We start from the raw sequence: 25,965 nt of genomic DNA, 5'->3' as shown, positions 1-25,965 counted from the left end.
GATGTGATAGAAATGCAGGACGTGTGGAAGACCTACGCCAATGGGACCCACGCATTACAAGGGGTGTCGGTGAAGATCGACCGCAATGAATTTGTCTATATCGTCGGTCCGTCCGGCGCAGGTAAATCAACATTTATGAAATTGATGTACAGAGAAGAAGTTCCGACCAAAGGACAAATATCCATTAACGGATTTAATATTGGTAAGTTAAAGCCAAGAAAGATTCCTTATGTGCGTCGTAACATCGGCGTTGTGTTCCAGGATTTTCGTCTGCTGCCACGGATGACAGCATTTGAGAATGTGGCATTTGCCATGGAAGTTATTGAAGCACCGAAGCGTCATATCAAAAAACGAGTGATGGAAGTGCTCGACTTGGTGGGACTGCGGAGCAAGGCAAATCGCGAACCTTCACAGCTCTCGGGTGGAGAACAGCAGCGTATTGCTATTGCACGGGCTATCGTCAATAACCCATCGGTTATTATCGCGGATGAGCCTACAGGTAACCTCGATCCGGAGACGTCGTGGGGCATTATGCAACTATTGGATGAGATTAATTTCCGGGGAACAACCATTGTTATGGCAACCCACAACAAAGATATCGTGAATACGATGCGTAAGCGGGTAATTGCGATTGAACGTGGACAGATTGTACGGGATCAGATGAGAGGGGAATACGGTTATGAATTTTAGTACTCTCTTGCGCCATCTGCGGGAGGGATTCAAAAACGTATTCCGCAACGGCTGGATGTCTGTGGCCTCCATCATGTCCATCATTGTGTCGCTATTGATTCTTGGTGTGTTTATGTTACTGGTCCTCAATGTGAACTCCATGGCGAATCAAGTTGATAGCCAGGTGGAGATCAGCACGTTCCTCGAACTGAATGTGGACGAGAACCTGCGTAACACACTGGAGCAAGAAATCAGTGCGATGCCTGAAGTAAGTGAGATTCGTTTTGTTTCCAAGGAAGAAGGACTCAAGGAGTTCCGTGAGCGTCTTGGAGAGAGCGCAGATAACGTGCTTAGCGGTTTCGATGTGGACAACAACCCACTGCCGGAGACCATTGAAGTTGAGGTCATTGAACCGGAAACCGTCACTTTTGTGGCGCAAAAAATCGAAGCTTTGAACGAAAAACACCCGGAGAAGCCGATCATGAAAGTGAACTACGGCAAGGAAACGGTGGAAGTGTTGTTCAAATTTACGAAGCTTGTTCGTAACATCGGATTTATTTTTGTCGGGGGACTGGGTCTCATGTCCATGTTCCTGATCTCGAATACGATTCGCGTAACGATTCTGGCACGTCGCCGGGAGATCGGAATTATGAAGCTGGTTGGTGCAACCAATACCTTTATTCGCTGGCCTTTCTTTATTGAAGGTGCACTCATTGGATTTATTGGCTCGGTCATTACGGTTGGTGTGCTGTTTGTTGGATACAGCCAGTTGATGAAGACGATTGGTCAGGATGTCTTCATGCAGATGCTTAACTTGATTCCGCTCGGCGAAATCTGGGGGCTGTTTGGAACACTGTTGATCGGACTTGGTGTGCTGGTAGGTATTTTGGGAAGTACACTGTCCATTCGGAAATCACTCAACGTTTAATTTTGTTTTCAACGATCGAATTGCAGAATATGTCGAAAAGAATGGTAAAGCAGGTTCATTAATGGACGCTGTTTGACGATATGTAGGAAAGACGGAGTCTTTTAAGATTGAAGAAAGCAAAGAACATGCTGTTCACCACCTGTGCAGGTTGCTTTCTTGTGAAATCATAGGATGGGGGATCATCATTTTGAAAAAAACCGCTTCGCTGCTGGCCTTTACGTTATTGGCCAGTTTGACGCTTCAACCTTCTGACGGATATGCCAAGAGTAGCATCAGCGATATTGACCAACAGATTCAGCAACTGGAGAGCAAGGCGGCTTCTGCCAAGCAGGAGCAAAAAAAAGCGGCTTCCAACAAAAAGGAAGCACAGCATTACAAGAACAAAACCAACGCTTATCTGAAGGTTGTCATGGAACAGATCAATGTCGTTAGTGATGAACTGGCCAGTGTATCCTTGCAGATCGAGAACACGGAGGAAGATCTCCGTACAACAAAAAAAGATCTGCAAGCGGCAGAAGAACGCATTGTTGCAAGGGAAAAATTGTTGGAGTCACGTGTACGCCTGATGTATACGGACGGTGCTGTATCCTATCTGGATGTATTGTTGTCCTCTACTAGCTTCACTGACTTCCTGACCCGTGCGGATTCACTCAAAACGATTGTGGATCAGGACCAGCATCTGCTGGATGAGCACAAAGCGGACAAGCAACTGGTTGTGGACAAAAAGGCAGAATTGGATGTGCAATATGCGGAAGCCAAGAGCCTGTATGCACAGAAGAAACAGCGCAAGTCCCAATTGAATGAAAAAGAAGCGGAAAAGCAAGTGCTTCTCGCTTCATATGATGCTAAAATTGAAGAGTCAGAAGAGCTGACACAAGAGCAGGAAGATGTATTAATGCAGATTGCCAGCAAACGTTCAGCGCTTCTTCAAGAGAAAAATAAATTGCGTGAACAGCAGGCAGCCGCCGCAGCCAAAGCAAAAGCCGCAGCAGCGGCTCGGGCGAAAGCTGCAGCCAAGGCGCCTACTAGAGTGAGTTCGGATAGTAGCAGTGAGGTCACGTATTCATCCGGTAATGGTATCTTCTCAAGACCGGTATCTGGAGGACGTATTTCTTCTGGATTCGGCCCCCGTACCCATCCAATTACGGGCGTAGTGGGTAAAATGCATGCCGGTGTCGATTTTGCTGTTCCTCAGGGAACTTCGGTTCACGCTGCTTCTGGCGGAATCGTGATCATGGCTGAATGGTATAGCGGTTATGGTTATACGGTTATTGTGGACCACGGCGGTGGACTATGGACGTTATATGGTCACTTGCGCGAAGGTGGATTCAAAGTCAGCAAGGGAGACACAGTAAGCAAAGGGGATACCATTGCTGAGTCAGGAAATACAGGGAACTCTACTGGACCTCACTTGCACTTTGAAGTGAGAGACAACGGTACCGCTGTAAATCCGATGAACTATTTGTAATTATTGCTCCATCGTTCGAATGGAAAAAACATATTCCGTACAAGCTAGACATATAATAAGCTGGCATGTTCAGGGAATGGATTCTGGCAACAATGGAATCGGACACGCTTCAAAACTAAAGGCGGTGACAAACGGATGATGAAGAAAAGATCGGCGCTACTGCTTGTCATTGTGGGTCTCCTGGGTGGTAGTTTGCTAACCCTGGTACTAATGACTTACCCGGGAATCGCAAACCAGACCACAGCGGGCGAAGGTTTGCTGGCTAGTGTAACCGGCAATACACAGCAGAAGAACGATTTGAAAAAGATTGAAACTGCGATGGACTTGATCTCCAGCAACTATTATAAAGATGTGGATCAGACCAAATTGATTGACGGTGCGATCAACGGCATGATGGAATCCCTTGGTGATCCGTACTCCAACTATATGGGGCAGGAAACAGCTGCTCAGTTTGAAGAGTCGATCGAAGGTTCATTTACCGGTATTGGCGCAGAGGTATCCTCACAGGATGGAAACGTTGTTGTTGTTTCCCCAATCAAAGGATCTCCTGCCGAGAAAGCGGGTATTCGTGCAAAAGACATGATTATGTCGGTCAACGGCGAATCCTTGCAAGGTTTGGAACTGAACAAGGCTGTTAACAAAATCAGAGGTCCCAAGGGCAGTGAAGCGAAGGTACAAGTTAAACGTGCTGGATCTTCCGAGCTGATTGAATTTGTCATTGTACGTGATGATATTGATCTGGAGACCGTATATGCTCACATGGAGGATGGCGGAATTGGCGTTATTGCCATTACTCAATTCTCTTTGAATACAGGCGATCGCTTTAAGGAAGAGTTGGCGAAGCTTGAGAAGCAGAACATGAAAGGTCTGGTCATCGACGTACGGAATGACCCAGGCGGTGTATTGCAAGTTGTTATTGATATTGCTGAACAGTTTGTTCCCAAAGGCAAGGTTATTGTGCAGGTTGAAGACAAGAACGGCAAAAAGGAACAAAGCAAGTCCAATGGATCAGCCAAAGCTTACCCAGTCACAGTCCTGATGAACAAAGGCAGTGCGAGTGCGTCGGAGATTTTGGCCGGTGCATTACAACAGTCAGCAGGTGCTAAGTTGATTGGTGAAAACTCCTTTGGTAAAGGAACCGTCCAGACGAGTTATGACAAGCAGATGGGTGATGGCAGCTTGCTGAAGATCACTATTGCCAAGTGGCTCACTCCGAACGGAGACTGGATTCATGAAAAAGGAATCAAACCGGATATTGCGGTAGACCAGCCGGATTATTTCTCGGTGGCACCGATTAACAAAGAGAAGTTACCACTGAAATATGACAGCAATAGCTCGGATGTGAAAAGTGCGCAGACGATGCTGAGAGGACTCGATTTCAAACCGGATCGTGTGGATGGATACTACGACCAGAAGACGGAAGAAGCGGTCAAGGCATTCCAGAAGCAAAAAGGCATTCAGGCTACAGGCCAGATTGACGAGAAAACCGCTGAATCACTGGAAGCGGCTCTGATTGAACGTATTGCTAATCCTCAATATGATGCACAGCTGAAACGCGCGATCGAAAATGTCTCGAAGGATATTTCGTCCGCTGTGTCGAAGCCATAAAGAAGGCTGATTTTCAGCCTTCTTTTTTTCTGAACCGGCTGAAAGAGAGGGGTGACCGACCACAATGGAATGGGTATGGCCGTGGTTAACTACATTAGGGGAAGCTTTGTTGCAGTTGTTTATTCAGCCGTTTTATTATATTGCGGTGATCCTGATTGCGCTGATCTATCATCGTCAATTACTGCAGGAGCGTAAATTGTTCCATGTTCGTTTGCAAAGCTCGATAACACAGACGATTCGGGCGGTGCTCGGAGGCATTCTCATTGGTACCATCGTCTCGATTGTGTCCCTATTCCTCGGTGCACATCTTACACTGGGAAGCCTGATATGCATATGGGCTGCAACATTAATTCTATCCTTATTCCGTATCCGGTATCTGTGCTTTGCTTATGCGGCCGGGTTACTGGGTGTGTTGCAATTTGGTTTGAATCTGGCTTCAGGTTGGCAACCATCGGGTTGGATGGGCACTATCACGGAAACGCTACGTACCCTGGATATGCCTGCACTGCTTGTCCTGGCTGCCCTTCTACATATGGGTGAAGCCTTGTTGGTACGCATGCAGGGGGTATCGATGGCATCACCACTTCTCTTCGAGGGAAAACGCGGGAAACTGGTTGGGGGATATCAACTGCAGCAGTTCTGGGCCATTCCTCTACTGATTCTTGTTCCAGTCACAGGAGGTGGCGCGGAGCTGGCATGGAATCCACTGATGAATGCAGGTCATAGTTACATGCTGGTTGCGTTGCCGATTATGCTCGGATTTGGTGAGATAACGCAGAGTATGCTTCCGGGACAAAAGGTACAGATCTCATCAAAGCGGTTGATGATATACGGGGCAACTTTGCTTGTGTTCAGTTTGCTTGCTGCATGGTGGTCTCCACTCATGGTGGTTGCTGCGCTGATTGCATTTATTGGACATGAATTTCTGGTATGGTACAGCGCGTTTGAAGAGCAAAACCGCAGTCCGGTATTTGTCCATCCGCAGCATGGGTTGAAGGTATTGGCTGTTATTCCGGAGAGTCCTGCTGCAGATTTGGGGATTGAAGCAGGTGAGACATTGTACAAGGTGAATGGTAAGTTGGTTCATTCACCAGAAGAGTTGCATCGTGCTCTGCGGATGAACCCGGCTTTTTGCAAACTTGAGGTTCGCAATCACCAGGGTGAAAGCAAGTTCATGCAACGAGCGATCTATGAAGGGGAGCATCATCAGCTTGGGGTCATTATGGCACCGGACAATCACGAGGTTTGGGCGATTCGGTTACGTCCACTGACGTTGTTCCATATCATCAACCTCAAATTGTTTGCCCGTCTGAAAAAACCACAAAGGGACGAAGCTCCCTTGGCGTTACCGCCAGCCCCGGTGGCCAGTGATAAAGGGTCCGTGGAGATGTAACTAGCATACGTGATGAAGTATGTTGCATAAATCGAGCAATGAAAAAGGTATTTCCGAACGCCGTCGCAGGCAAGGGAAATACCTTTTTGTTATTTTTTTAACATAAAGATAGCGATTTGAGTCCGATCACGCAAGCTCAGCTTGCCGAGAATATCCGTGACGTAGTTTTTGACTGTGCCTTCACTGAGGAACAATTTGGCGGCAATTTCCTTATTGGACAACCCCTCCGATATGGCCTCGGCAACCGCCAGCTCCATACGTGTCAGTCCATAGGCGTCGATTGGATTCTGTGTCAGGGGAATTGCAGCGGGACGAAGAAGGCCTGCCAATTTGCGGGCAATATCCGGATGAATTAACATATCACCGTTATGTACGGTCTTGATGCCTTGAATGATCCGCTCGGGTGGAACATTTTTGAGCAAATAACCGCTTGCTCCATTCTGTAATGCCTGAATAATATACTCATCGTCGTCAAACGTAGTTAGCATGAGCACCTGGATTTCAGGAAAACGTGCCTTGATGCGTCTGGTACCTTCAACTCCGTCACATTCCGGCATCCGAATATCCATCAACACCACGTCCGCAGGCGTCCCTGCTTCAAGCAATGCCAACGCTTCCTGTCCATTTGAGGCTGTGCCTGTAACGCGAATGCCGGAGCCGAGTCCGAGAAGCACTTTCAGGCTCTCACGAATGAAGTAATCATCGTCTGCGAGAATCAGCCGAATAAGCGGAGAGTGGGCTGAATCATTCTTGTTGTTTACATCATTCCGTTCGGACATGAGAACATTCACTTCCTTTTTCAGAGTATATCCATCTGGTTCGTTAATGGAATGCGTGTAATCACTGTATACGGATAAGCGGATTGAATCTCCAGGACTCCTCCCACCATTTGTGTGCGCAGAAGCATACCTTCCTGTCCTATGCCATTTCGCTTGGAAGAATGAGAATTGATTTTGCCATCATTACTTACACTCATACAGACTTCCTGATCCCCGAATACCAGCTCCACTGTGATAGAAGAAGCATTTCCATGTCGCAGGGCATTGGTCAGGGCTTCTTTGGCATTTTTGTATAAAACAATTTGTATGCTGGGATACAGCACATGGGATGGGCCATGAACTTCATAATGTGTCTTCACGCCGGTATCTCTGCCCACTTCCTCTAGGAGACGATCCAGGGCGTAGGCTTCGGATGCATAGGAATTAGGTTGCAGTTTGTGTAGTGTGCTGCGCATATCATCCATACTATCGGCCAATTGATCGCGAATCTGTCTCACCATTTCCGTTCCTTGTTCCATACTCAGGGGGAGGGTCAGCAGGGCGGCTTCCGACATCATTTTAGTGCGAATCAGTCGATGACCGATATCGTCATGAAGCTGTCTGGAGATACGGGTACGTTCCTCTGCCTGAGCCACTCCTTCAAGTTGCTTTGTAAATAACAGCAGCTGCGCACGAGTTTCTTGTAGCTCGTAATGTTTGCTGCGAAGTTCGTCATAGACTTGTTCCAGTTGTCCACGGCTGCTCGCCGTTCTTGATCCCTGCCAAGACAGAGCTGCTGTGATGAGCAGAAGCAGGTTGCCAAGAACCATCGCAGTTGTCTCTGCGGAGAGTAATGTAGGGGCGGTTGTATTTAGTGTGGTTAACCCTGGTTGAGGTGCCTGTGGGACAGAATAATGCCAATGCAAAGCGACATTGTTAGCGACAAGTTGAATTGCAAACATCAACCATCTCCGACTTCCCTCCAGTCTGTATATATACACGTAGAGCACGGATAGAGAGAGAAAAAACATAAATGGTCCATATATTGCAATCAGCCAGCAGCTCCAGAGTATTTCGGTCAGAAGCAACAGCCACTGCTGTGTACTTGAACGATTGAAATCTTTCCACACGGAGAGTCCAAGTGCAATGATGATATACAGGGTGTAGACAGCTTCATTTTCCAAGGGCAGCATCAACATGTACAGTACTGCTGGAACGATAATTAATCCATATTGCAGAAACCGCATTGGCATATGTAAATGACATCCTTTATATAAAAAGTGGAGTAGAAAATCTCTTGGTAATGCGCCCTTGATTATACCATAAGCAGCATTCGAATCAGGAGATGACTTAAGTCACCTTCGATTCATGACTTTTTGTACCTTCGCTACAGATTGCGATCCGTTACAATAAAATTATGAAATCCAGCGGCGAAGGCCGAAACGGAAAAGGGGCGTAAAAGGGATGGGCATACTTGAAGTAGATCATGTAGTAAAACGATATGGCAGCAAGCTGTCCGTGGATCATTTGAACCTTAGTATTGGCAAAGGCGAGATTTTTGGATTGCTTGGTCCCAATGGAGCAGGAAAAAGTACCACCATCAGCATGATTGCAGGGCTCCTGAATATGGATCAGGGTGAAATCAGATTAGATGGGATCTCGGTCAAGGAGCGACCGCTTGAAGTAAAGCGCAAGATTGGACTCGTTCCGCAGGATCTGGCTTTATACGAAACCATGTCTGCTGCGGAGAATGTGACCTTTTTTGCCAGACTGTATGGACTGCGTGGAAAATTGCTTAAGGAAAGAGTGCAGGAGTCGCTTGAATTTGTAGGGTTGCAGGATAAAGCAAAGGATGCCCCCTCGACCTTCTCTGGCGGTATGAAACGCAGGTTAAACATCGCATGTGCGATTACACATCGCCCGGATCTCATTATTATGGATGAACCTACAGTTGGCATTGATCCGCAATCTCGAAATCATATTCTTGAATCGGTACGCACACTCAACAAGATGGGTTCAACGATCATATATACAAGTCATTACATGGAGGAAGTGGCTGCGATTAGTCACCGGGTTGCGATTATGGATCAGGGGCGAATTATTGCCTGTGGGACTGAAGCAGAGCTGAGAGAACGGGTAGCATCGGAGGAAAAAGTAGTGCTTTCCACTTCCGGTATCGGTACCGACGTCGTGGAAGAACTGAAACTTCACCCCCGTGTACGGATGGTAGACGTTTCAGAGAATACACTGACCATTACGCTGCCTTCGGCACAGCAGGATCTCCAGGATCTGCTCTTCATTTGCAGCAAACATGAAGTATCCATTCAGTCGCTCAAGGTCGAAGAGCCGGATCTGGAAACGTTGTTCCTCAATCTGACCGGGCGTACGCTTCGGGACTAGGGGGAGCAAGAGATGAATATATGGCATATTTGCATCTTTGAATTAAGGCGTATTCTTAAGATTCGATCTGTAGTGTTAAACCTCTTTATTTTGCCGTTGTTACTGATTTTTATATTGGGCACGGCACTTTCCAGTAAGATGGGTACGGCGGATGATGTTATTCCGGATACTGTACGTGTGGGAATCATCCAATTGAGTACTGAATCTGGCGGAGGATCAAGTACGGTTAATCAAGCGCTGGATACATTCGTTCATTCCCCGGAAGTAGCTGAGATGGTCAAGGTGCAGAACTTTACGACTGAAGAAGAGGCCGTTCATTCGCTGCGTACCGGCAAGCTGGACTTTGCTGTAATGATTCCTTCAGATTTTGAGCAAAACGTGATGATGGGGAAAGAGGCCAGGTTACAGTGGATACGAGGAAAGAACAACACACTTAATACCTTGGGTGAAACTTTGTTCACACGTTTTACGGATGAATGGAACCGACAGATGGCGATTACCAAAGTGTTCGGTCCGGAAGTAATTGCTGCCATGGCCTCTGCTTCGGAGTCTGGTACGGCGAATTCCACCTCCATTGCTGTCACTAATCCCGGTAAGGCAGGTACGGCGTATAGTGCCTCCCAATACTATGCAGCTTCCATGCTGGCAATGTTCATGTTGTACTCAGGCATGACTACCAGTACCAGCCTTTTTGGAGAGCGTGATAACAAAACGTTAATTCGCCTTCAGGCTGCGCCGATAGGTAATGGAGTTATTTTCGCTGGCAAAATTGCAGGTAATAGTCTACTCGCTTTCTTACAAGCAACAACGATCATACTTATGACATACTGGCTCTACGGTGTGGATTGGGGAACCCATCCTTGGTATATTGTGCTGACTTGTGTATGTATAACATTGGCCTCCATGACTCTTGGCGTGATCGTCGCACTGGTATGCAAAAGCACAGCATCGGCCAGTGCAACCTTACAAGGTATCATCGTTGCCATGACATTCATCAGCGGTGGGTTCATGCCCATTCCGATTGATTTTGTACAACGGCTTAGCCAATTTACGGTTAACCACTGGGCGCTCCAAAGTTTTCTGAGAATGATGCTGGATGCACCTGTAGCTGAGATCCTGTATAACATTCTAATGTTAGGCGTAGTATGCGCTGTATTACTGCTCATCTCAGGATTGATCTATAGAAAGGCAGGATACCGATATGAATAGTCTACACATCGCCTGGTTGATGATTAGACGTACACTTGGCCGTAAAATGGGCTTCATTACGTTTCTGCTTCTGCCTTGCCTGGTGGTTACAGGAGCAGTTGCTCTTTTTGGAAGCGAGCAGATTACACGTACTGTTATTCCCTATGTGAATGAGGATGGAGGGGGGGCGGGGACATGGATGATTCATGAACTTGCTGACAAAGAGGAGTATCTGCTCAAGCCGATGACAAACGAAGCAGAAGTGAAGGAAGCTATCGCTCAGCAAAAAGGAAGTTCTGGCATTATCATTCCCGCACATTATACGGAGGATCTGTTACAAGGAAAGCCAACCGAAATTCAATTGGTGGAACTGCGTATAAGTGAAAGTTCCTATACCCTACGAGCAGCAGTTGAAGGTTTGACGAGCGGATTGTTACAATCTGCTTCAGCTGTTAAGGTGGCAGCAGGTCCTGTCTCAAGTGAGACTGATATACTATCGAGTATACAGAAGCCATTTGAACAGCTTTTACAGGAGATAGGAAAACATCAAGTCGCTGGTGAAGTCACCGATCTGCAGATCTATCCCAAGCCAGGCCTGAACAATGTGACTGGATTTACAATCATGTTTATGATGGGGCTGTTGACCAGTGCAGTGGCTGTGATAATGGAAGATCGCAGGAAACGTACGATGGCCAGAGTATATACGGCACCCGTCCGTGCATATGAGATTGCGCTTGGTAACTTCCTCGGTAGCTTTGTCATTGGCATGATTCAGATTGTTCTCGTTTTGGGAGTCAGCAGGTGGCTACTGCATTATGATGCCGGTATTCCTTTTGGCATTCATTTCATCATCTTGGCTGCATTCATGCTGGTCTCCATGGGGATCGCAAGTACCGTGGCAGGATTAATCCGTAATCCCAAAAATGCCAATATGCTGAATTCACTTGTCATTATGCCAACCTGTATGATAGGTGGTTGTTTCTGGCCGATCTCGTTGATGCCGGATTATATGCAAAAGCTCGCCAACTTTGTTCCACAGAAATGGGCGATTCAGGCGGTGGAGACGATCTCTGCTGGCGGTACATTGTCGGATATCACATTGCCACTATTGATTCTGTTTGGCATGGCTGCCATTTTACTGACTGTTGGCTCTGCGATTCTACGCCCTAGCCAGCCAGGAGTAGAGGCATAAGGTAATACGACATAAAAGAAAGCACGCTCTGCTGAATTGAATTCAGTTAGAGCGTGCTTTCTTTGCATAAGGAATGATGCATTATGTGAGATATTGATGATTAAGGTTGGAGTTGACGCAGGACCGTTATTTCAACCCGACGGTTCTTTTGTCTTCCGGCCGCTGTGGTGTTGTCACCCGTTGGGCGAGTATCAGCATATCCGGCATACTGGAATCCGTCCGGGTTAAGTTTCTCTGTATCCAAAAAGAATCGTAATACAGACAGTGCACGTTCTCCAGAAAGTTCCCAGTTGTCTTTGTACGTGGAGTTGGCCCCGACCGGAATATTGTCCGTATGTCCTTCGATGCTGACAACGGTATTCAGATCCCGAAACAGACTTGCCAGCTTGGTTAGTGTGGGTGCAGCATCCCCTTTGAGGGCAGCTTGCCCCTGATCAAACAGGAAGCGGTCACTAAGTGTAATGGATAGGCCCTGTGGCTTGTCCGCAACAAAAATCTGATTTTCCAGTTTATTATCCTCGATATATTGGGTAATCACATTGAACAGATTTTGCAATTCCTGCTCCTGTGATCTGAACTGTTCTTCCCGTTCTGTGAGGGGCTTGTTGTCATTATCTGGTGTTGCAGTCCCGGAATCGGAAGGGTTTCCTTCACCATCTGAAGGATCTTCACCCTGCACCTCGGATGGTGGAGTCTCTGTAATCGTTTGACCGGGTTTCTCACCGAGTCCCTCACCAAGCTCAAGGATTGAGTCGGACGCATTAAATGTATTTTGTAACGATTGAGTAACGACGTCATATTTACCGGAATCCAGATTGCTCATGGCATACATGATGACAAAAAAGATCAAAAGCAGAGTTATGAGATCGGCATAAGTAATCATCCAGCGATCCCGATGATCGATAGTTTCACGTTTTCCGCGCCGTTTACTGCGCCGACTCATCCAATCCCTCCTTTGCTAGGGGGCGTATATGCTGACGATGCGTGAGGGTGAAGGACTCCAGTCTTTTGCGTACAAGCTGGGGATTCTCACCGTTCTGAATGGCAAGTACACCTTCGAGAAGCATTTCCATGGTCTGTACTTCATCGGCACCTCTGGATTTGATCTTGGAGGCAATGGGCAAAAAGATAAGATTGGCACTGGCGACCCCATACAGGGTTGCGGTAAAGGCAACAGCAATGGCAGGTCCGAGTCCGGTTGGATCGGTCAAACTGCCAAGGACCTGAATGAGTCCCATCACGGTTCCGATGATGCCCATGGTTGGGGCGTAACCACCAGCGGATTCGAATATTTTGGCGTAACCCTCATGTTTTTGTTCAATAGAATCGATCTCCATCTCCAGGATCTGGCGAACCACATCCTGATCGGTACCATCAACAACCATCTGAATACCGTCTTGCAAAAATGGATGCGGATGATCCATAACCTTGCGTTCCAATGCAAGTACACCTGAGCGACGTGCGATTGAAGACATCTCCACCAGTTCTTCAACCCACAAGCCTGAATCATTATTGTTACGTCCAAAAGCCATACGCAGGGCAGCTGGAATCGTACGAAGGCGATGCGCCGGGAAACTGGCAACCACAGCAGCAATCGTTCCACCGAATACAATTAAAGCAGCCGTTTTTTGCAGGAGACCAGACAATTGGCCGCCTTCCCACAAAAAACCGCTAATGACTGCGGCAATTCCGGCAATAATACCGATAAGTGTCGCAATATCCATAAATTAACCCACTCCTATCTTCATTTCACGTTTGCATCACTAAAACGAACGAGGTATAATTAAACGGGAACAAATATTCCTATTACTATAAGTTTTCCCATATGAAAATTCGGGGAACTTCGACAATATATAGTGACTATTATTTTAGACGATAGGGTGAGATACGGCAATGAGCGATATTATAATGAGCGACAAAACGTTCGAAATCGAGTCAGAGTTTTCTCCCCAAGGTGATCAGCCTGCAGCCATCATAGAATTGGTGAAGGGTGTTCAGGAGGGGAAGAGGTACCAGACACTGCTGGGTGCAACGGGTACGGGTAAGACGTTTACGATAGCCCAGACGATAGCCCAACTGCAACGTCCGACGCTGATTATTGCACACAATAAAACGTTGGCAGCGCAGCTTGCAAGTGAGTTCAAAGATTTTTTTCCTAATAACATGGTTGAGTATTTCGTCAGTTATTACGATTATTTTCAGCCAGAAGCATATATCCCGTCCTCCGATACGTATATCGAGAAGGATTCAAGTATTAATGAAGAGATCGACAAACTGCGGCACGCAGCGACAAGTTCGTTGTTTGAGCGCAGGGACGTCATCATTGTAGCGAGTGTTTCCTGCATTTATGGTTTGGGTTCACCGCACTCGTATTCAAGCATGTTGCTCTCACTTCGGGTAGGCATGGAGAAACCGCGCAATCAGATTTTGTCCCGTCTGGTAGAGATCCAGTATCAACGTAACGATATTAACTTTGTGCGGGGTACGTTCCGTGTTCGTGGGGATGTTGTTGAGATTTTCCCTGCCTCCAAGGGTGAACATGCAATTCGGGTTGAATTGTTCGGTGATGAGATCGAGAAAATTACGGAGATTGATGTGTTAACCGGAGAACTGATTGGTGAACGTGAACATATTGCCATCTTCCCGGCGTCTCACTTCGTAACGCAAGAAGAGACGATGAAGGTTGCGCTGGTGAACATTGAGCGTGAACTGGAGGAGCGTCTTGAAGTGTTGCGTGAACAGGGGAAATTGCTGGAGGCTCAGCGACTGGAGCAGCGCACACGGTATGATATCGAGATGATGAAGGAAGTTGGATTCTGTTCGGGGATTGAGAACTATTCCGGTCCACTGACTTTCCGCGAACGCGGCGATACCCCATACACACTGATGGATTACTTCCCGGATGACTTGTTGATCGTGGTCGATGAGTCTCACGTGACTCTGCCACAGATCCGTGCGATGTACAATGGTGACCAGGCGCGGAAGACGGTATTGGTTGAGCATGGTTTCCGTCTGCCGTCAGCGCTGGATAATCGTCCACTCAAATTCGATGAGTTCGAAGGCAAGATGGATCAGATCATCTATGTATCGGCCACACCAGGCCCGTATGAGATCGAGCATACCGATACGATGGTGCAACAGATTATCCGTCCAACCGGTCTGCTTGATCCAATTATCGAACTGCGTCCAACGAAGGGACAGATCGATGACTTGATTGGTGAGATTAACGACCGGATTGCCAAAGACGAGCGTGTATTGATCACAACATTAACGAAGAAGATGTCCGAGGACCTGACGGATTATCTGAAGGAAGTTGGAATCAAAGTTCGTTATCTGCACTCCGAGATCAAGACGTTGGAACGGATGGCGATTTTACGTGATTTAAGGTTGGGCGTTTTCCATGTCCTAATCGGAATCAACTTGCTCCGGGAAGGTCTCGATCTGCCTGAAGTATCCTTGGTAGCCATTTTGGATGCCGATAAGGAAGGATTCCTGCGTTCCGAACGCTCATTAATCCAAACGATTGGTCGTGCCGCGCGGAACAGCGAGGGTCGTGTTATTCTATACGGTGACAAAGTAACGGATTCGATGGATAAAGCAATAAAAGAAACAGAGCGTCGTCGTGCAATCCAGATCGAGTACAACGAGAAACATGGAATTACACCACAGACGATTCGTAAAAAAGTGCGTGATGTAATAGAGGCAACCAAAGTTGCCGAATCCAAGAAAGATTATCTCACAGGCGCAGCCGAGAAGATGTCGAAGAAAGATCGCCAGGCGCTTATTCAGCGCCTAGAGGTAGAGATGAAAGATGCAGCCAAAAACCTGCAGTTTGAGCGTGCTGCCGAGCTTCGCGATGCGTTGCTGGAACTTCGCGCTGAATAAGATACAGCTCATTCATATGCTCCGGTAAAGATGGATCTGTAACAAGAGAACGGCCAATTGGCCGTTCTCTTGTTGAGTAAGGAAATCGTTGATATCTACCGATAATAAGAGATGTTGAAATCTTGAAATCAAGTCTATACTGATAGAAATGTTGAAATTGGTTAAAAGGTTTAATAGGAAAGCAATTGGGAGTCGAGAGTGCCCCAGTGTTGACCTTTGGAGCCGAGCCGAAGGCAATGGCGACCTGACGCGACCAGGGCGAAGCCGAGAGCGTCCGCTCTTGACCTTGGAGCCGAGCCAAAGGCAATGGCGACCCTGTCGCGACCAAGGCGAAGCCGAGAGCGTCCCGCTCTTGACCTTGGAGCCGAGCCAAAGGCAATGGCGACCTGACGCGACCAAGGCGAAGCCGAGAGCGTCACCTCGCAGTAGAGCGGTCGTATAAGGTTCCGGCAATGAGCCGGAACCTTATACGGAGCCGCGGGCACACGACAACCCTTCACATAGCAAGACCCGACCCCTCACCGTTGCACCGCTTGTTTCGGGTGTCCAGAGGGCTGCGCCCTCTGGGGCCCTCCCTTGGAAGGGAGGGTTTGGGAGGGATCGAAAAGCCTTTAAAGGTTTGGATTAACACACTGAGAGGATGAATACTATTGGCGAGCGATAACATTGTCATTAAAGGCGCACGAGCGCATAACCTGAAAAATATAGACATTACCATCCCACGTGACCGCTTTGTTGTATTGACCGGCCTGAGTGGCTCAGGCAAGTCCTCGCTGGCTTTTGACACGATCTATGCCGAAGGACAGCGGCGTTATGTAGAATCATTGTCAGCTTACGCACGGCAGTTTCTGGGACAGATGGAGAAACCGGATGTGGATTCCATCGAAGGATTATCTCCTGCCATTTCAATAGATCAGAAAACAACAAGCCGTAACCCACGTTCCACAGTAGGAACCGTGACCGAAATTTATGATTACCTGCGTCTGTTGTTTGCACGTGTGGGCCATCCACATTGTCCGGACCATGGCGTGGAGATCAGCTCCCAAACCGTAGAACAAATGGTTGACCGCATTATGCAATATCCAGAGCGTACCCGGTTGCAGATTTTGGCACCCATTATCTCGGGCCGTAAGGGTGAGCACAAAAGTGTATTTGCTGATGTATCCAAGCAGGGCTTTGTCCGTGTACGGGTGAACGGGGAACTGCGTGACCTGTCAGAAGATATTCAATTGGAGAAAAATAAAAAGCATACCATTGAAGTCGTTGTTGACCGGATTGTTGTTAAAGATGATGTACAGGCGCGTCTGGCCGACTCTATTGAAACAGCACTAAATCTGTCTGGTGGACAACTCCTTGTGGACATTATGGGCGAAGAAGAGCTGCGCTTCAGTTCCAACTTTGCCTGCCCGGTGTGCGGATTCAGTATTGAAGAGCTTGCACCACGGATGTTCTCATTTAACAGTCCTTTCGGGGCTTGCCCGGATTGTGATGGGTTAGGTGTCAAAATGATCGTTGACCCTGATCTGCTGGTACCAGATCGGACTAAGACCATCGAAGATGGAGCTTTTGATGCTTGGACAGGTGGTACATCCACCTATTATCCGCAGTTCCTGAAGTCGGTATGTGAGCACTTCAACATTCCGCAAAATGTACCTGTCGAAGATCTGCCAGCTGAGCAGATGAACAAGTTGTTGCAGGGTACAGGTACGGAGAAAATCCGTTTCCGCTATGAGAATGATTTTGGACAACGGAAGGAAGCACTGGTTACCTTTGAAGGTATCGTGAATAACCTGGAGCGTCGTTACCGTGATACAGCTTCTGAAGGTATTCGTGAATTCATCGAAGGTTACATGAGTGCGAAGCCTTGTGGTACATGTAAAGGTCAGCGTCTGAAACGGGAAAGTCTTGCGGTTACGATCAATGATCATAACATGGCGTATGTGACTAGTTTGTCCATTGGTGAAGCTGGCCGATTCTTTGATACATTGGAATTGTCGGAGAAAGAGCAGACGATTGCCAAGCTTATTCTGAAAGAAATCAACAGTCGTCTCGGCTTCTTGGTGAATGTTGGTCTGGATTACCTTACACTGAGTCGTGCTGCCGGTACATTGTCCGGTGGGGAAGCCCAGCGGATCAGACTGGCTACACAGATTGGTTCCAGTCTGATGGGTGTGCTGTATATTCTCGATGAGCCAAGTATTGGCTTGCATCAACGGGATAATGACCGTCTGATCTCAACACTTGCGCATATGCGAGACATTGGTAACACGTTGATCGTGGTTGAACATGATGAAGATACGATGATGGCTGCCGACTATATCATTGATATTGGTCCAGGTGCAGGTATCCACGGAGGTACCATCATGTCACAGGGTACACCGGAGGAGATCATGAACGATGAGAACTCCTTAACCGGTCAATATCTGAGTGGACGCAAATTCATTCCGATTCGTACTGAACGTAGAAGTGTAGGAGACCGTTGGTTGGAAGTACGTGGAGCCAAAGAAAATAACCTGAAGAATCTGAATGTGAAGATTCCAGTGGGTGTGTTTACTGCGGTAACGGGTGTGTCTGGCTCAGGTAAATCCACATTGATCAATGAGATTCTCTACAAAACGCTGGCACGTGATCTGAACCGTGCTCGGGTACGTCCGGGTCAGCATAAAGAGATTCGTGGTCTGGAGCATATCGATAAAGTTATCGATATTGACCAGTCGCCAATCGGGCGGACACCACGTTCCAACCCGGCAACGTATACAGGTGTCTTTGATGATATCCGGGATCTGTTTGCTCAGACGAATGAAGCCAAAGTCCGTGGATACAAGAAAGGCCGGTTCAGCTTTAATATCAAAGGTGGACGTTGTGAAGCCTGCCGTGGAGACGGCATTATCAAAATCGAGATGCACTTCTTGCCGGATGTCTATGTTCCTTGTGAAGTCTGCAAAGGCAAACGATACAACCGGGAAACGCTTGAAGTGAAATATAAAAACAGAAATATTTCCGATGTGCTGGAAATGACGGTTGAAGATGCAACCCAATTCTTCGAGAACATTCCGAAGATCCATCGTAAAATGCAGACACTGATGGATGTGGGTCTGGGCTATATTAACCTAGGACAACCTGCAACCACATTGTCTGGTGGTGAAGCCCAGCGTGTGAAGCTTGCTTCCGAGCTGTATCGCCGCAGTACAGGGAAAACCATCTACATCCTCGATGAGCCGACTACCGGTTTGCATGTCGATGATATCGATCGTTTGCTGAACGTGTTGCACCGTCTGGTTGATTCCGGGGAATCGGTGTTAGTGATCGAGCATAACCTGGATGTGATCAAAACGGCAGACTATGTTGTTGATCTGGGTCCAGAAGGCGGTAGCGGTGGAGGTACCATTGTTGCAACCGGAACACCTGAGGATATCGTTAAAGTGGAAGCTTCTTATACCGGCAAGTACTTGAAGCCGGTTCTGGAGAGGGATACCGAGCGGAGCAAGGCACTGCAGTTGGTGGACTAAGGTCCTCTAACCAGTAGTTATATCAATATGAAGTGGCAGTATTGGCCCTTCTTTTCGAAAAGGTAAAGACGTTGGATTACGATCTGATGTGCTCTGCTTCCGAGAAGAAGGGTTTTTCATTTTGAGTTATGCACAGTGTTTTCCTAGGACTAAGGCTATTTCGTGAAAGTGTTTACATATGCATTATGATGAGCGTTACAGGAATATTCAGCCAAATTGGATTTTTTTCATTTTTATGGATGATAGGGCTTGCATTACAAGCAGGGTACAGATAACATAGAGGAAGATATTAGGGTATGCGTTAGCTGTTCAACTATGGTAAGGAGGTCTGTCTATCCATGCTGTTTGCAGAAGCTGCCACGGCGAGTACATCGAATTTTAATGCATTTGATATTTTTGTCATCTTATTTACGATCCTGATTTTCATCGGAGTTGTTCGGCTTCTTCGGGCACCGAAGAAAAATCTGTTTGCGATCGGATTTGCAGTAGTCAGCCTACTGGTATTTCTGATGACAGACTATGCGATGATAACGGGTTGGTTTGCTCAGTAGGAATGCCGCAGAATTTAAATGTAATTTAAGCCAAAAGAGTTACAGATGAACACTTTCCACGAGAGACATGGAGGGTGTTTTTTTCATTTATACTGAAACGATTGAACAGGATTCTATCTTCTCTACTAAAATAGGACTTAAAACAATTGTATATCCAGATTCTGTATGATACATTGAGGGATACCGGAATTGCAGATGAGAGAAAGAGAGAATAGATTCAGCGATGAATCCGATGTCGAGTCGCGCAAGAAGGATGTATAGAGAGGGTCAGGTGAGAATATGAGCGTGTTGGGTAAAAAGGGGATAGCCATACTGATGGCTGCTGTACTCTCGATTAGTGTAGCGGCAACGGCCGGTGCAGCTGAATCCAAAGCGGCGATGCAAGCGAAAGTAGTAGACGGTCAAGTCTATGTGAACACCAAGGATCTGCTCAAGGCAGTTGGTGGAAGTGGACAATATGATGCCAAATCAGGAACGTACACGTACAAGGGAAGTGAAGCCATTCCCAAAGTGATCGAAACGGTATCTCCTTCGGTCGTAGGTATTATTGGGAAATCTACCGAAGTGCAGGACGGTGCAACATCAGACGACCGTTATAATCTTGCACATGGTACAGGTGTCATTATCCGGTCCAATGGATGGATTGTAACGAATGCACATGTGGTCGACGGATTAACGAATCCGGTTGTCGTAACGACGGATGGCAATACATACAAAATTACGAAAACATACAGTGATGCACTCAGTGATCTGGCGCTAATCAAAATCAATGCCAAATCACTCAAACCGGCGAGCTTTGCCAAAGCCTCACAAACCACTGTTGGAGAAACGGTGATTGCCTTGGGTACGCCGATTTCCTTTTCTTTGCGCAACTCGGCAACGGTAGGGGTAATTAGCGGCTTGAATCGTGGTGTTGAGGCGACCTACCGGTTGATTCAGACCGACACGGCCATTAACCCAGGAAATAGCGGAGGACCGCTGGTCAACCTGAAGGGTGAAGTGGTTGGTATCAATTCCATGAAATTTTCTGCGGTCGGCGTAGAGAGTTTGGGGTTTTCGATTCCAGTGGATACCGTTCAATATATCATCGATCAGTTTTTTAAATATGGAAAAATAAAACGTGCAAGTCTGGGGCTACAGCTGGAGGAAAGTTGGTCTGCGATTGTGGGCCTGCCTACAGATGATCCCTTAACGATTACGGGCGTATTGTCTCCAGAAGCCAAGAAAGCCAAAATCAAAGAGGGCGATGTCCTATACAGTGTCGCGGGCACACGTGTCTCTTCAGTAGTGGATATCAATGAGTTGCTCAAAAAGTATCTGCCTGGGCAAAAGGTAAAGCTGTTGATGCAATCGGATGGCGATATCGTCACCCGCACGTTGGTGCTTGCTGATCGCGCAGACATCGTAGACGAGGAAGATGAAGCGTTCCTTGCAGATGAAGAACAATAAAGCCCGGCGATCAGCCCGGATGGAGAGAGGACGAAAGAACGGAATGAAAAAGTCATGGATACGTGTGCTAAGCACAGGTGTATTAACCGGGATGCTGACCATTGGCGCGGCATTGCCTGTATGGGCATCTGATCTGACGACAAGTGAACTACGCGTCAAAGCGGGCAGCACGAGCGCCTACATTAACGGCGATAAGCAGGCCATAGCCAAACCGTACAAGGTCAAGGGCGTAACGATGGTACCTGTCGGTGTATTCAAGAAAGCATTTGGCAGTGAAATCCGGTTGGAGAAAAATGATGTTGTCAAAATCAAGGAAGGCCCGCACACCGTGACTCTAACGATTGGCAGTTCAATTGCTTGGGTGGATGGTGTAAAACATGAGATGGGTGCCGCTCCCAAGATGGTGAATGGTGTACTTATGGTTCCACTTCGTCCGGTTGCTGCCGGTATCGGAGCGACGCTAGCTCCAACCAGCTCCGGAGAAATGGTCATTCGTCTGTTGCAAACCGATGATTCGGTGAATGACGAGGATGGCCTTCATCCGGATGAAGGCAAAACCAGAATTGGCAACAGTTTTTATGGTTGGTCCATTAACTACCCGGCAGACCTTATAGTTTTCCAGACCGGTGAGCAGGAGCGCATGATGACTTTTGGCGCTGCGGACAACAGTTATTATCTTGAAGTGTATGTTAGCGATCAGGATGTGGCTCTGGATGCGGATGATTTGTTGCAGCAACTTGTCCAGGAGGCCAAACAATCGGGAGATACAGTGCTGGATCGTGAAGCGGTGTCGAAAGGCAAAACGCCTTATGCACGGATTATCGTGAAAGATGTAGACGGCATGTTATGGGAGATGCGTCAGTATCTGAGCGAAGGTCGTCAATATGATGTGTACCTCGCGGATTACGAAGCCCTGAATTATAAAGATCTGGGCAAACGTGCAGCGCTACTCAATTCATTCCAGCCAACCTATGCGGAATCGGATCGAACGATCAAGGATCTGTCCACCGTAGATAATGGCATGCGCTCCGCGTGGAACGATGATTATGGTATTGAATTGAAGATTCCTGCCGGCTGGTCTATGGATAACAATCAGATGATCTATGAAGCCAAGGATGGTGCATATCTGCAATGGCGTGTCACATCTGCGAAGGCAGGTACTACGGTAAAAGACTGGAGCGGCCAACTGGATAAGTGGATGCGTGAGACATTTACACCAGAGAGTTACGAGCCAATTGGTTCATATACGATGGATATCTCGGGAGAGACTGCCGAGGTGAATGAATTCCGTTATAACTTTGGCGGGGGCTGGCAGACCGAGTTCGATGTTCTTTTGCAGAAGAATGGGTATCGATATTATGCAGAGTATACGTTCCCTGAGGAGCAGGTTGCAGATCGGACATGGTTCGAACGAATTATGAAGAGTGTGGAGATTGATTTTGATACGGTTGCCGATAATTTCGGTCAGCTGGATGAAGATCCTTATTTGACAGACAAAACGAAGACACTTACACGTACGTCCAAACGTTATAAATACAGTGTAGATATTCCGCGTTACTGGACGCCGTATAGTGATCGATTCGAATATTCACCTGTGGTGTACACCTTTACTGGCGGAGAATTCTCCATTGCGGCGAGCGAAGACAAGTCGATCGAGATGACGGTCAGCCAATTGAGAGAAGCCTATGCCGAAGCCACCAAAACCCGTAAGAACTTCAAGTTGCTTGGCAGTGAAGAGCTGACGTTTGCGGGTGTGCCTGCATTTTCCTTTACGTATCATGAGCTGGACAAAGGCGTGCCATATGCGGGTCGTCAGATCGTGTTTGAAAAGGACGGAACAACCTATACGATCACAAGTGGGCTGAATGATGCCAACAAGACAGAAGTTCAGGCGGCAGCCTTGGAAAAAGCAGTGAACTCATTTACTTTTATTAAATAAATGTAGTGGAGCCGGAGGGTCAAAAGACCTTTCGGCTTATTCGTTTTCTGTATAAGATAAATTAAATATTTACACTGGGACGAAGAGTGCAGAACCGATCTGAAGAAGCGAAGCGTGCGCGTTTATCACCAGATTTTTCCCCTTTAGAAAAGGAAATAAAAAATCTGGGGGTAACAGCGATCGGAAGATGGTACTGCAATCGAAGTGTCTAGTGTAAATCTTAATGGAAATGAAAATGGTAAACGGTTTTTTCAGGAAAACGTAGAAGAGTCGGTGCAGAAGTGGTACACTATACTAGTTCAGGAGTTATGACTACTGATCTGATGAATAGGATGACTGTAAGCTTGGAGTTCAGGCAATACAGACATAATAGATAGATATTGTAATACCGTGACAATGCAGGTGTACCCGATAAGGTGCAGTCTTAGGCTTAGTATGTTCAGACGTTTAGGGATATAGGGATGAAATCCGGCGGATAGCCGGTTATGGGGAGGATCTACATGAAAACAGCAACAATACGAAGAGAAGACGTTGAACTTCTGGCACCGGCTGGTGACTGGGATTGTATGCGTTCGGCGGTAGCTAATGGCGCAGATGCAATTTTCTTCGGAGTCGAAAAGTTTAATGCACGGGCACGGGCGAACAATTTCCGTATGGACGAGCTGCCGGAGATAATGGCGTTTTTGCACAGTTATGGCGTAAAAGGTTTTTTGACCTTTAATATATTGATTTTTGAAAATGAATTGACGGATGCCAAAGAACTGATTGACGCTTGTGTCGATGCAGGTGTGGACGCTGTAATTGTTCAGGATTTGGGTTTGGTGAAGATGATCCGCGAGATCTCGCCGGATTTCCCGATTCACGGTTCAACACAGATGACAATTACGTCTCCGGAAGCGGTCGAGTTTACGAAGCCGTTTGATATGGAACGTGTCGTTCTGGGACGGGAGAACAACCTGAAGCAGATCCAGAAGATCGGGGAGCAGGCGAAACTTCCAATGGAAGTATTTGTTCATGGTGCGCTGTGTGTATCCTACTCGGGGCAGTGTCTTACTTCCGAAATGTGGGGAGGACGTTCGGCGAACCGCGGGGAGTGCGCACAAGCTTGTCGTCTTCCATATGACCTGATGGTGGATGGGGTGCACAAACCGATGGGTGATGTGGCTTATCTGTTGTCTCCGAAGGATCTGGCAGCGATTGATCTGATGCCTGAACTGATCGAAGCAGGAGTAACTTCTTTCAAAATTGAAGGACGTCTCAAAACGCCAGAATACGTAGCAAACGTAGTAAGCAAATATCGTAAAGCGATTGATCGTTATTTTGATGGAGATAACACACCGCCAAGCAAGGAAGAAGTTCGCGAATTGCAGCAAAGCTTCTCCCGTGGCTTCACGCATGGTTTCCTCAGTGGTACAAACAACAAAGAACTGGTGGATGGAACGTTCCCGAAAAGCCGTGGTGTCTACCTCGGTCGTGTGGATCAAGTGTTGCGCGATGGTGTGGTCCTGAAGCTGGATGCACCCGTGAAACGTGGAGACGGAATTGTATTTGACGCCGGAGACCCTACTCAGAAGGAAGAGGGCGGACGTGTATACGATGTACGTCGCAAAGGCGTAAAACTCGAAGGCGAAGCCGAAGAGGGCTGGATCGTTGACGTTGTGCCAGGCCGCAGTGACGTAGATCTGCGCCGCGTGAAAGTTGGCGACAAAGTGTGGAAAACAAATGACCCGGCGCTGGATAAACGTCTGCGTCAAAGCTTCGAGACCGAGAAGCCGTACCGTGTATTCCCGGTGAAGGTGAAGGTCATCGGCAGCCCGGGGCAGCCGCTTAGCACATGGTGGACAGACGTACAGAAAGGCACGACCGTCCGCATTGATTCCGAGATGGAACTGGACATCGCGCAGAAGCGTCCAATGACACATGAATTGCTCGAAGAGCAGTTCGGACGTCTGGGAGGCACAGTGTTCCAACTGGAAGGAATGGACGTCAACCTGCACGGTGACGTCATCATCCCAATGCGTGAGTTGAATAACATTCGCCGTCAGGCGGTAGAACAACTCGCGGGCGAGCGTCCTAAACCACCCGTCTACGTGAAACGAGCGGTAGATGTGTACGGCGATTCGGTTAAACCGGCATCGCCAGTCGCTCGCGGTCAAGCAGAACTGACCGCACTCTGCCGCAGCCTGCCACAAGTGGAGGCAGCGATTGAAGCGGGTATCGGCATGATCTATGCCGACTTCGAGTTTATCAAGCAGTTCCCGGCAGCCGTGGAAGCTGTGCATGCCGCTGGTCGCAAGATCGCGCTGGCAACACCGCGTATTCACATGCCTGGGGAGAACGGATATCATAACAACATCTTGCGTCTGAAGCCGGATGCGGTATTGGTACGTAATACAGGCGCACTGTACTTCTACCTGCGTCACCGGATGGAGAACCCGGATGCGAAGCACCCGGAATTGATCGGCGACTTCTCATTGAACATCGCCAATCACAAAGCAGTTGAATTGTTCCTGGAAGCAGGATGTGACTGGATCACGCCATCCTATGACCTGAACATTCAACAAATGGTTGATTTGCTGGGCCACTCTCGTACAAGTCAAACCGAAGTGGTTATCCACCAGCATCTGCCGATGTTCCACACCGAGCACTGTGTGTATTGTACGTTCATGAGTGAAGGAACGGACTTTACGAACTGTGGCCGTCCTTGTGAGGAACAGCGTGCATCACTGCAAGACCGGATCGGTATGTCCCACCCGGTACGTGTGGATGAAGGTTGCCGTAATACGGTATACAATGCAGTGGAACAGTCAGGTGCCGAGTATCTGACCAACTTTATGGATCTGGGTGTATCCCGTTACCGTGTGGAGTTCCTGGAAGAGACACCTGAGCAGGTACGCGAAGTTATCGATCTATACAACCGCGCACTGCGCGGCGAGATCAGTGGTACACAAGTTTGGAAAACACTCAAAGCAACGAACCAACTGGGCGTTACACGTGGTCAATTGGTGAAATAACGTTTGTATGGTAC

Annotated in this window: 18 protein-coding genes; 14 read left to right on the top strand and 4 right to left on the bottom strand. The window is 47.7% G+C overall.

The genetic code is table 11. The annotated features are described in order from the left end of the window. Positions 1-3 precede the first annotated feature (3 nt). The 5 genes from ftsE (at position 4) to MHI48_RS27430 (ending at position 6,066) form a co-directional block, all read left to right on the top strand. Positions 4-690 carry a cell division ATP-binding protein FtsE gene (gene ftsE / locus MHI48_RS27450; RefSeq protein WP_024631580.1) on the top strand — a complete coding sequence of 229 codons (687 nt, stop codon included), beginning with the start codon at positions 4-6 and terminating at the stop codon, positions 688-690. Beyond that, positions 680-1,597 carry a permease-like cell division protein FtsX gene (ftsX, locus tag MHI48_RS27445; protein ID WP_036612410.1) on the top strand — a complete coding sequence of 306 codons (918 nt, stop codon included), beginning with the start codon at positions 680-682 and terminating at the stop codon, positions 1,595-1,597. The genes ftsE and ftsX overlap by 11 nt, the downstream gene beginning before the upstream one ends. Before the next feature lie 187 nt (positions 1,598-1,784). Next, complete coding sequence (locus tag MHI48_RS27440; protein ID WP_036612408.1) at positions 1,785-3,065, top strand: murein hydrolase activator EnvC; 1,281 nt, start codon at positions 1,785-1,787, stop codon at positions 3,063-3,065. A gap of 135 nt (positions 3,066-3,200) precedes the next feature. Continuing rightward, a complete protein-coding gene (locus MHI48_RS27435) occupies positions 3,201-4,673 on the top strand; it encodes a S41 family peptidase (protein WP_237177463.1) in 1,473 nt (490 codons plus the stop codon). 64 nt (positions 4,674-4,737) lie between these two features. Beyond that, complete coding sequence (locus tag MHI48_RS27430) at positions 4,738-6,066, top strand: PDZ domain-containing protein (RefSeq protein ID WP_405142294.1); 1,329 nt, start codon at positions 4,738-4,740, stop codon at positions 6,064-6,066. Positions 6,067-6,155: 89 nt separating this feature from the next. On the opposite strand, the gene MHI48_RS27425 is transcribed toward MHI48_RS27430, so the two are convergent. Together MHI48_RS27425 and MHI48_RS27420 are read right to left on the bottom strand one after the other, a co-directional pair. Beyond that, on the bottom strand, positions 6,156-6,845 hold the full coding sequence (locus tag MHI48_RS27425) for a response regulator transcription factor (protein WP_051449513.1): 690 nt from the start codon (positions 6,843-6,845) through the stop codon (positions 6,156-6,158). Between the two features lie 20 nt (positions 6,846-6,865). Then, positions 6,866-8,077 (bottom strand): sensor histidine kinase, encoded by a 1,212-nt coding sequence (locus MHI48_RS27420; protein ID WP_405142292.1) that lies wholly within the window; start codon positions 8,075-8,077, stop codon positions 6,866-6,868. A gap of 211 nt (positions 8,078-8,288) precedes the next feature. Here MHI48_RS27420 and MHI48_RS27415 point away from each other — a divergent pair, with 211 nt between their 5' ends. From MHI48_RS27415 to MHI48_RS27405, 3 genes are read left to right on the top strand one after another with little or no spacing between them, the layout of a single operon-like run. Then, on the top strand, positions 8,289-9,224 hold the full coding sequence (locus MHI48_RS27415; RefSeq protein ID WP_405142290.1) for an ABC transporter ATP-binding protein: 936 nt from the start codon (positions 8,289-8,291) through the stop codon (positions 9,222-9,224). A 12-nt stretch (positions 9,225-9,236) separates the two neighbouring features. Beyond that, on the top strand, positions 9,237-10,433 hold the full coding sequence (locus tag MHI48_RS27410; RefSeq protein WP_405142288.1) for an ABC transporter permease: 1,197 nt from the start codon (positions 9,237-9,239) through the stop codon (positions 10,431-10,433). Then, positions 10,426-11,604, top strand: a complete 1,179-nt coding sequence (locus tag MHI48_RS27405; protein ID WP_405142286.1) for an ABC transporter permease — start codon at positions 10,426-10,428, stop codon at positions 11,602-11,604. The genes MHI48_RS27410 and MHI48_RS27405 overlap by 8 nt, the downstream gene beginning before the upstream one ends. Before the next feature lie 100 nt (positions 11,605-11,704). Here MHI48_RS27405 and MHI48_RS27400 read toward each other — a convergent pair whose 3' ends face one another. Together MHI48_RS27400 and MHI48_RS27395 are read right to left on the bottom strand one after the other, a co-directional pair. Beyond that, complete coding sequence (locus MHI48_RS27400) at positions 11,705-12,547, bottom strand: flagellar motor protein MotB (RefSeq protein WP_340984157.1); 843 nt, start codon at positions 12,545-12,547, stop codon at positions 11,705-11,707. Continuing rightward, entirely contained in the window at positions 12,531-13,328 is a 798-nt protein-coding gene (locus tag MHI48_RS27395; RefSeq protein ID WP_036612388.1) for a flagellar motor protein, read from the bottom strand. Before MHI48_RS27395 ends, MHI48_RS27400 begins: the two co-directional genes overlap by 17 nt. 169 nt (positions 13,329-13,497) lie before the next feature. Between MHI48_RS27395 and uvrB the strand changes: the two genes are divergently transcribed. The 6 genes from uvrB to MHI48_RS27365 all read left to right on the top strand — a co-directional run bounded on the left by uvrB (position 13,498) and on the right by MHI48_RS27365 (position 25,951). Continuing rightward, entirely contained in the window at positions 13,498-15,489 is a 1,992-nt protein-coding gene (gene uvrB, locus MHI48_RS27390; protein ID WP_405142284.1) for an excinuclease ABC subunit UvrB, read from the top strand. A gap of 650 nt (positions 15,490-16,139) precedes the next feature. Further along, positions 16,140-18,998 (top strand): excinuclease ABC subunit UvrA, encoded by a 2,859-nt coding sequence (uvrA, locus tag MHI48_RS27385; protein WP_091013108.1) that lies wholly within the window; start codon positions 16,140-16,142, stop codon positions 18,996-18,998. 338 nt (positions 18,999-19,336) lie between these two features. Further along, on the top strand, positions 19,337-19,549 hold the full coding sequence (locus MHI48_RS27380; protein WP_017692026.1) for a hypothetical protein: 213 nt from the start codon (positions 19,337-19,339) through the stop codon (positions 19,547-19,549). Between the two features lie 279 nt (positions 19,550-19,828). Then, positions 19,829-20,998 carry a S1C family serine protease gene (locus MHI48_RS27375; RefSeq protein ID WP_405142281.1) on the top strand — a complete coding sequence of 390 codons (1,170 nt, stop codon included), beginning with the start codon at positions 19,829-19,831 and terminating at the stop codon, positions 20,996-20,998. Next, positions 20,985-22,937, top strand: a complete 1,953-nt coding sequence (locus MHI48_RS27370; protein ID WP_405142279.1) for a stalk domain-containing protein — start codon at positions 20,985-20,987, stop codon at positions 22,935-22,937. The genes MHI48_RS27375 and MHI48_RS27370 overlap by 14 nt, the downstream gene beginning before the upstream one ends. A gap of 500 nt (positions 22,938-23,437) precedes the next feature. After that, positions 23,438-25,951 (top strand): U32 family peptidase, encoded by a 2,514-nt coding sequence (locus MHI48_RS27365; RefSeq protein WP_017692029.1) that lies wholly within the window; start codon positions 23,438-23,440, stop codon positions 25,949-25,951. Positions 25,952-25,965: the final 14 nt, after the last annotated feature.

The organism is Paenibacillus sp. FSL H7-0942 (assembly GCF_045040715.1).
GTDB classification, from domain to species: domain Bacteria; phylum Bacillota; class Bacilli; order Paenibacillales; family Paenibacillaceae; genus Paenibacillus; species Paenibacillus amylolyticus.
This window is presented reverse-complemented; position numbering and strand designations above follow the sequence as displayed.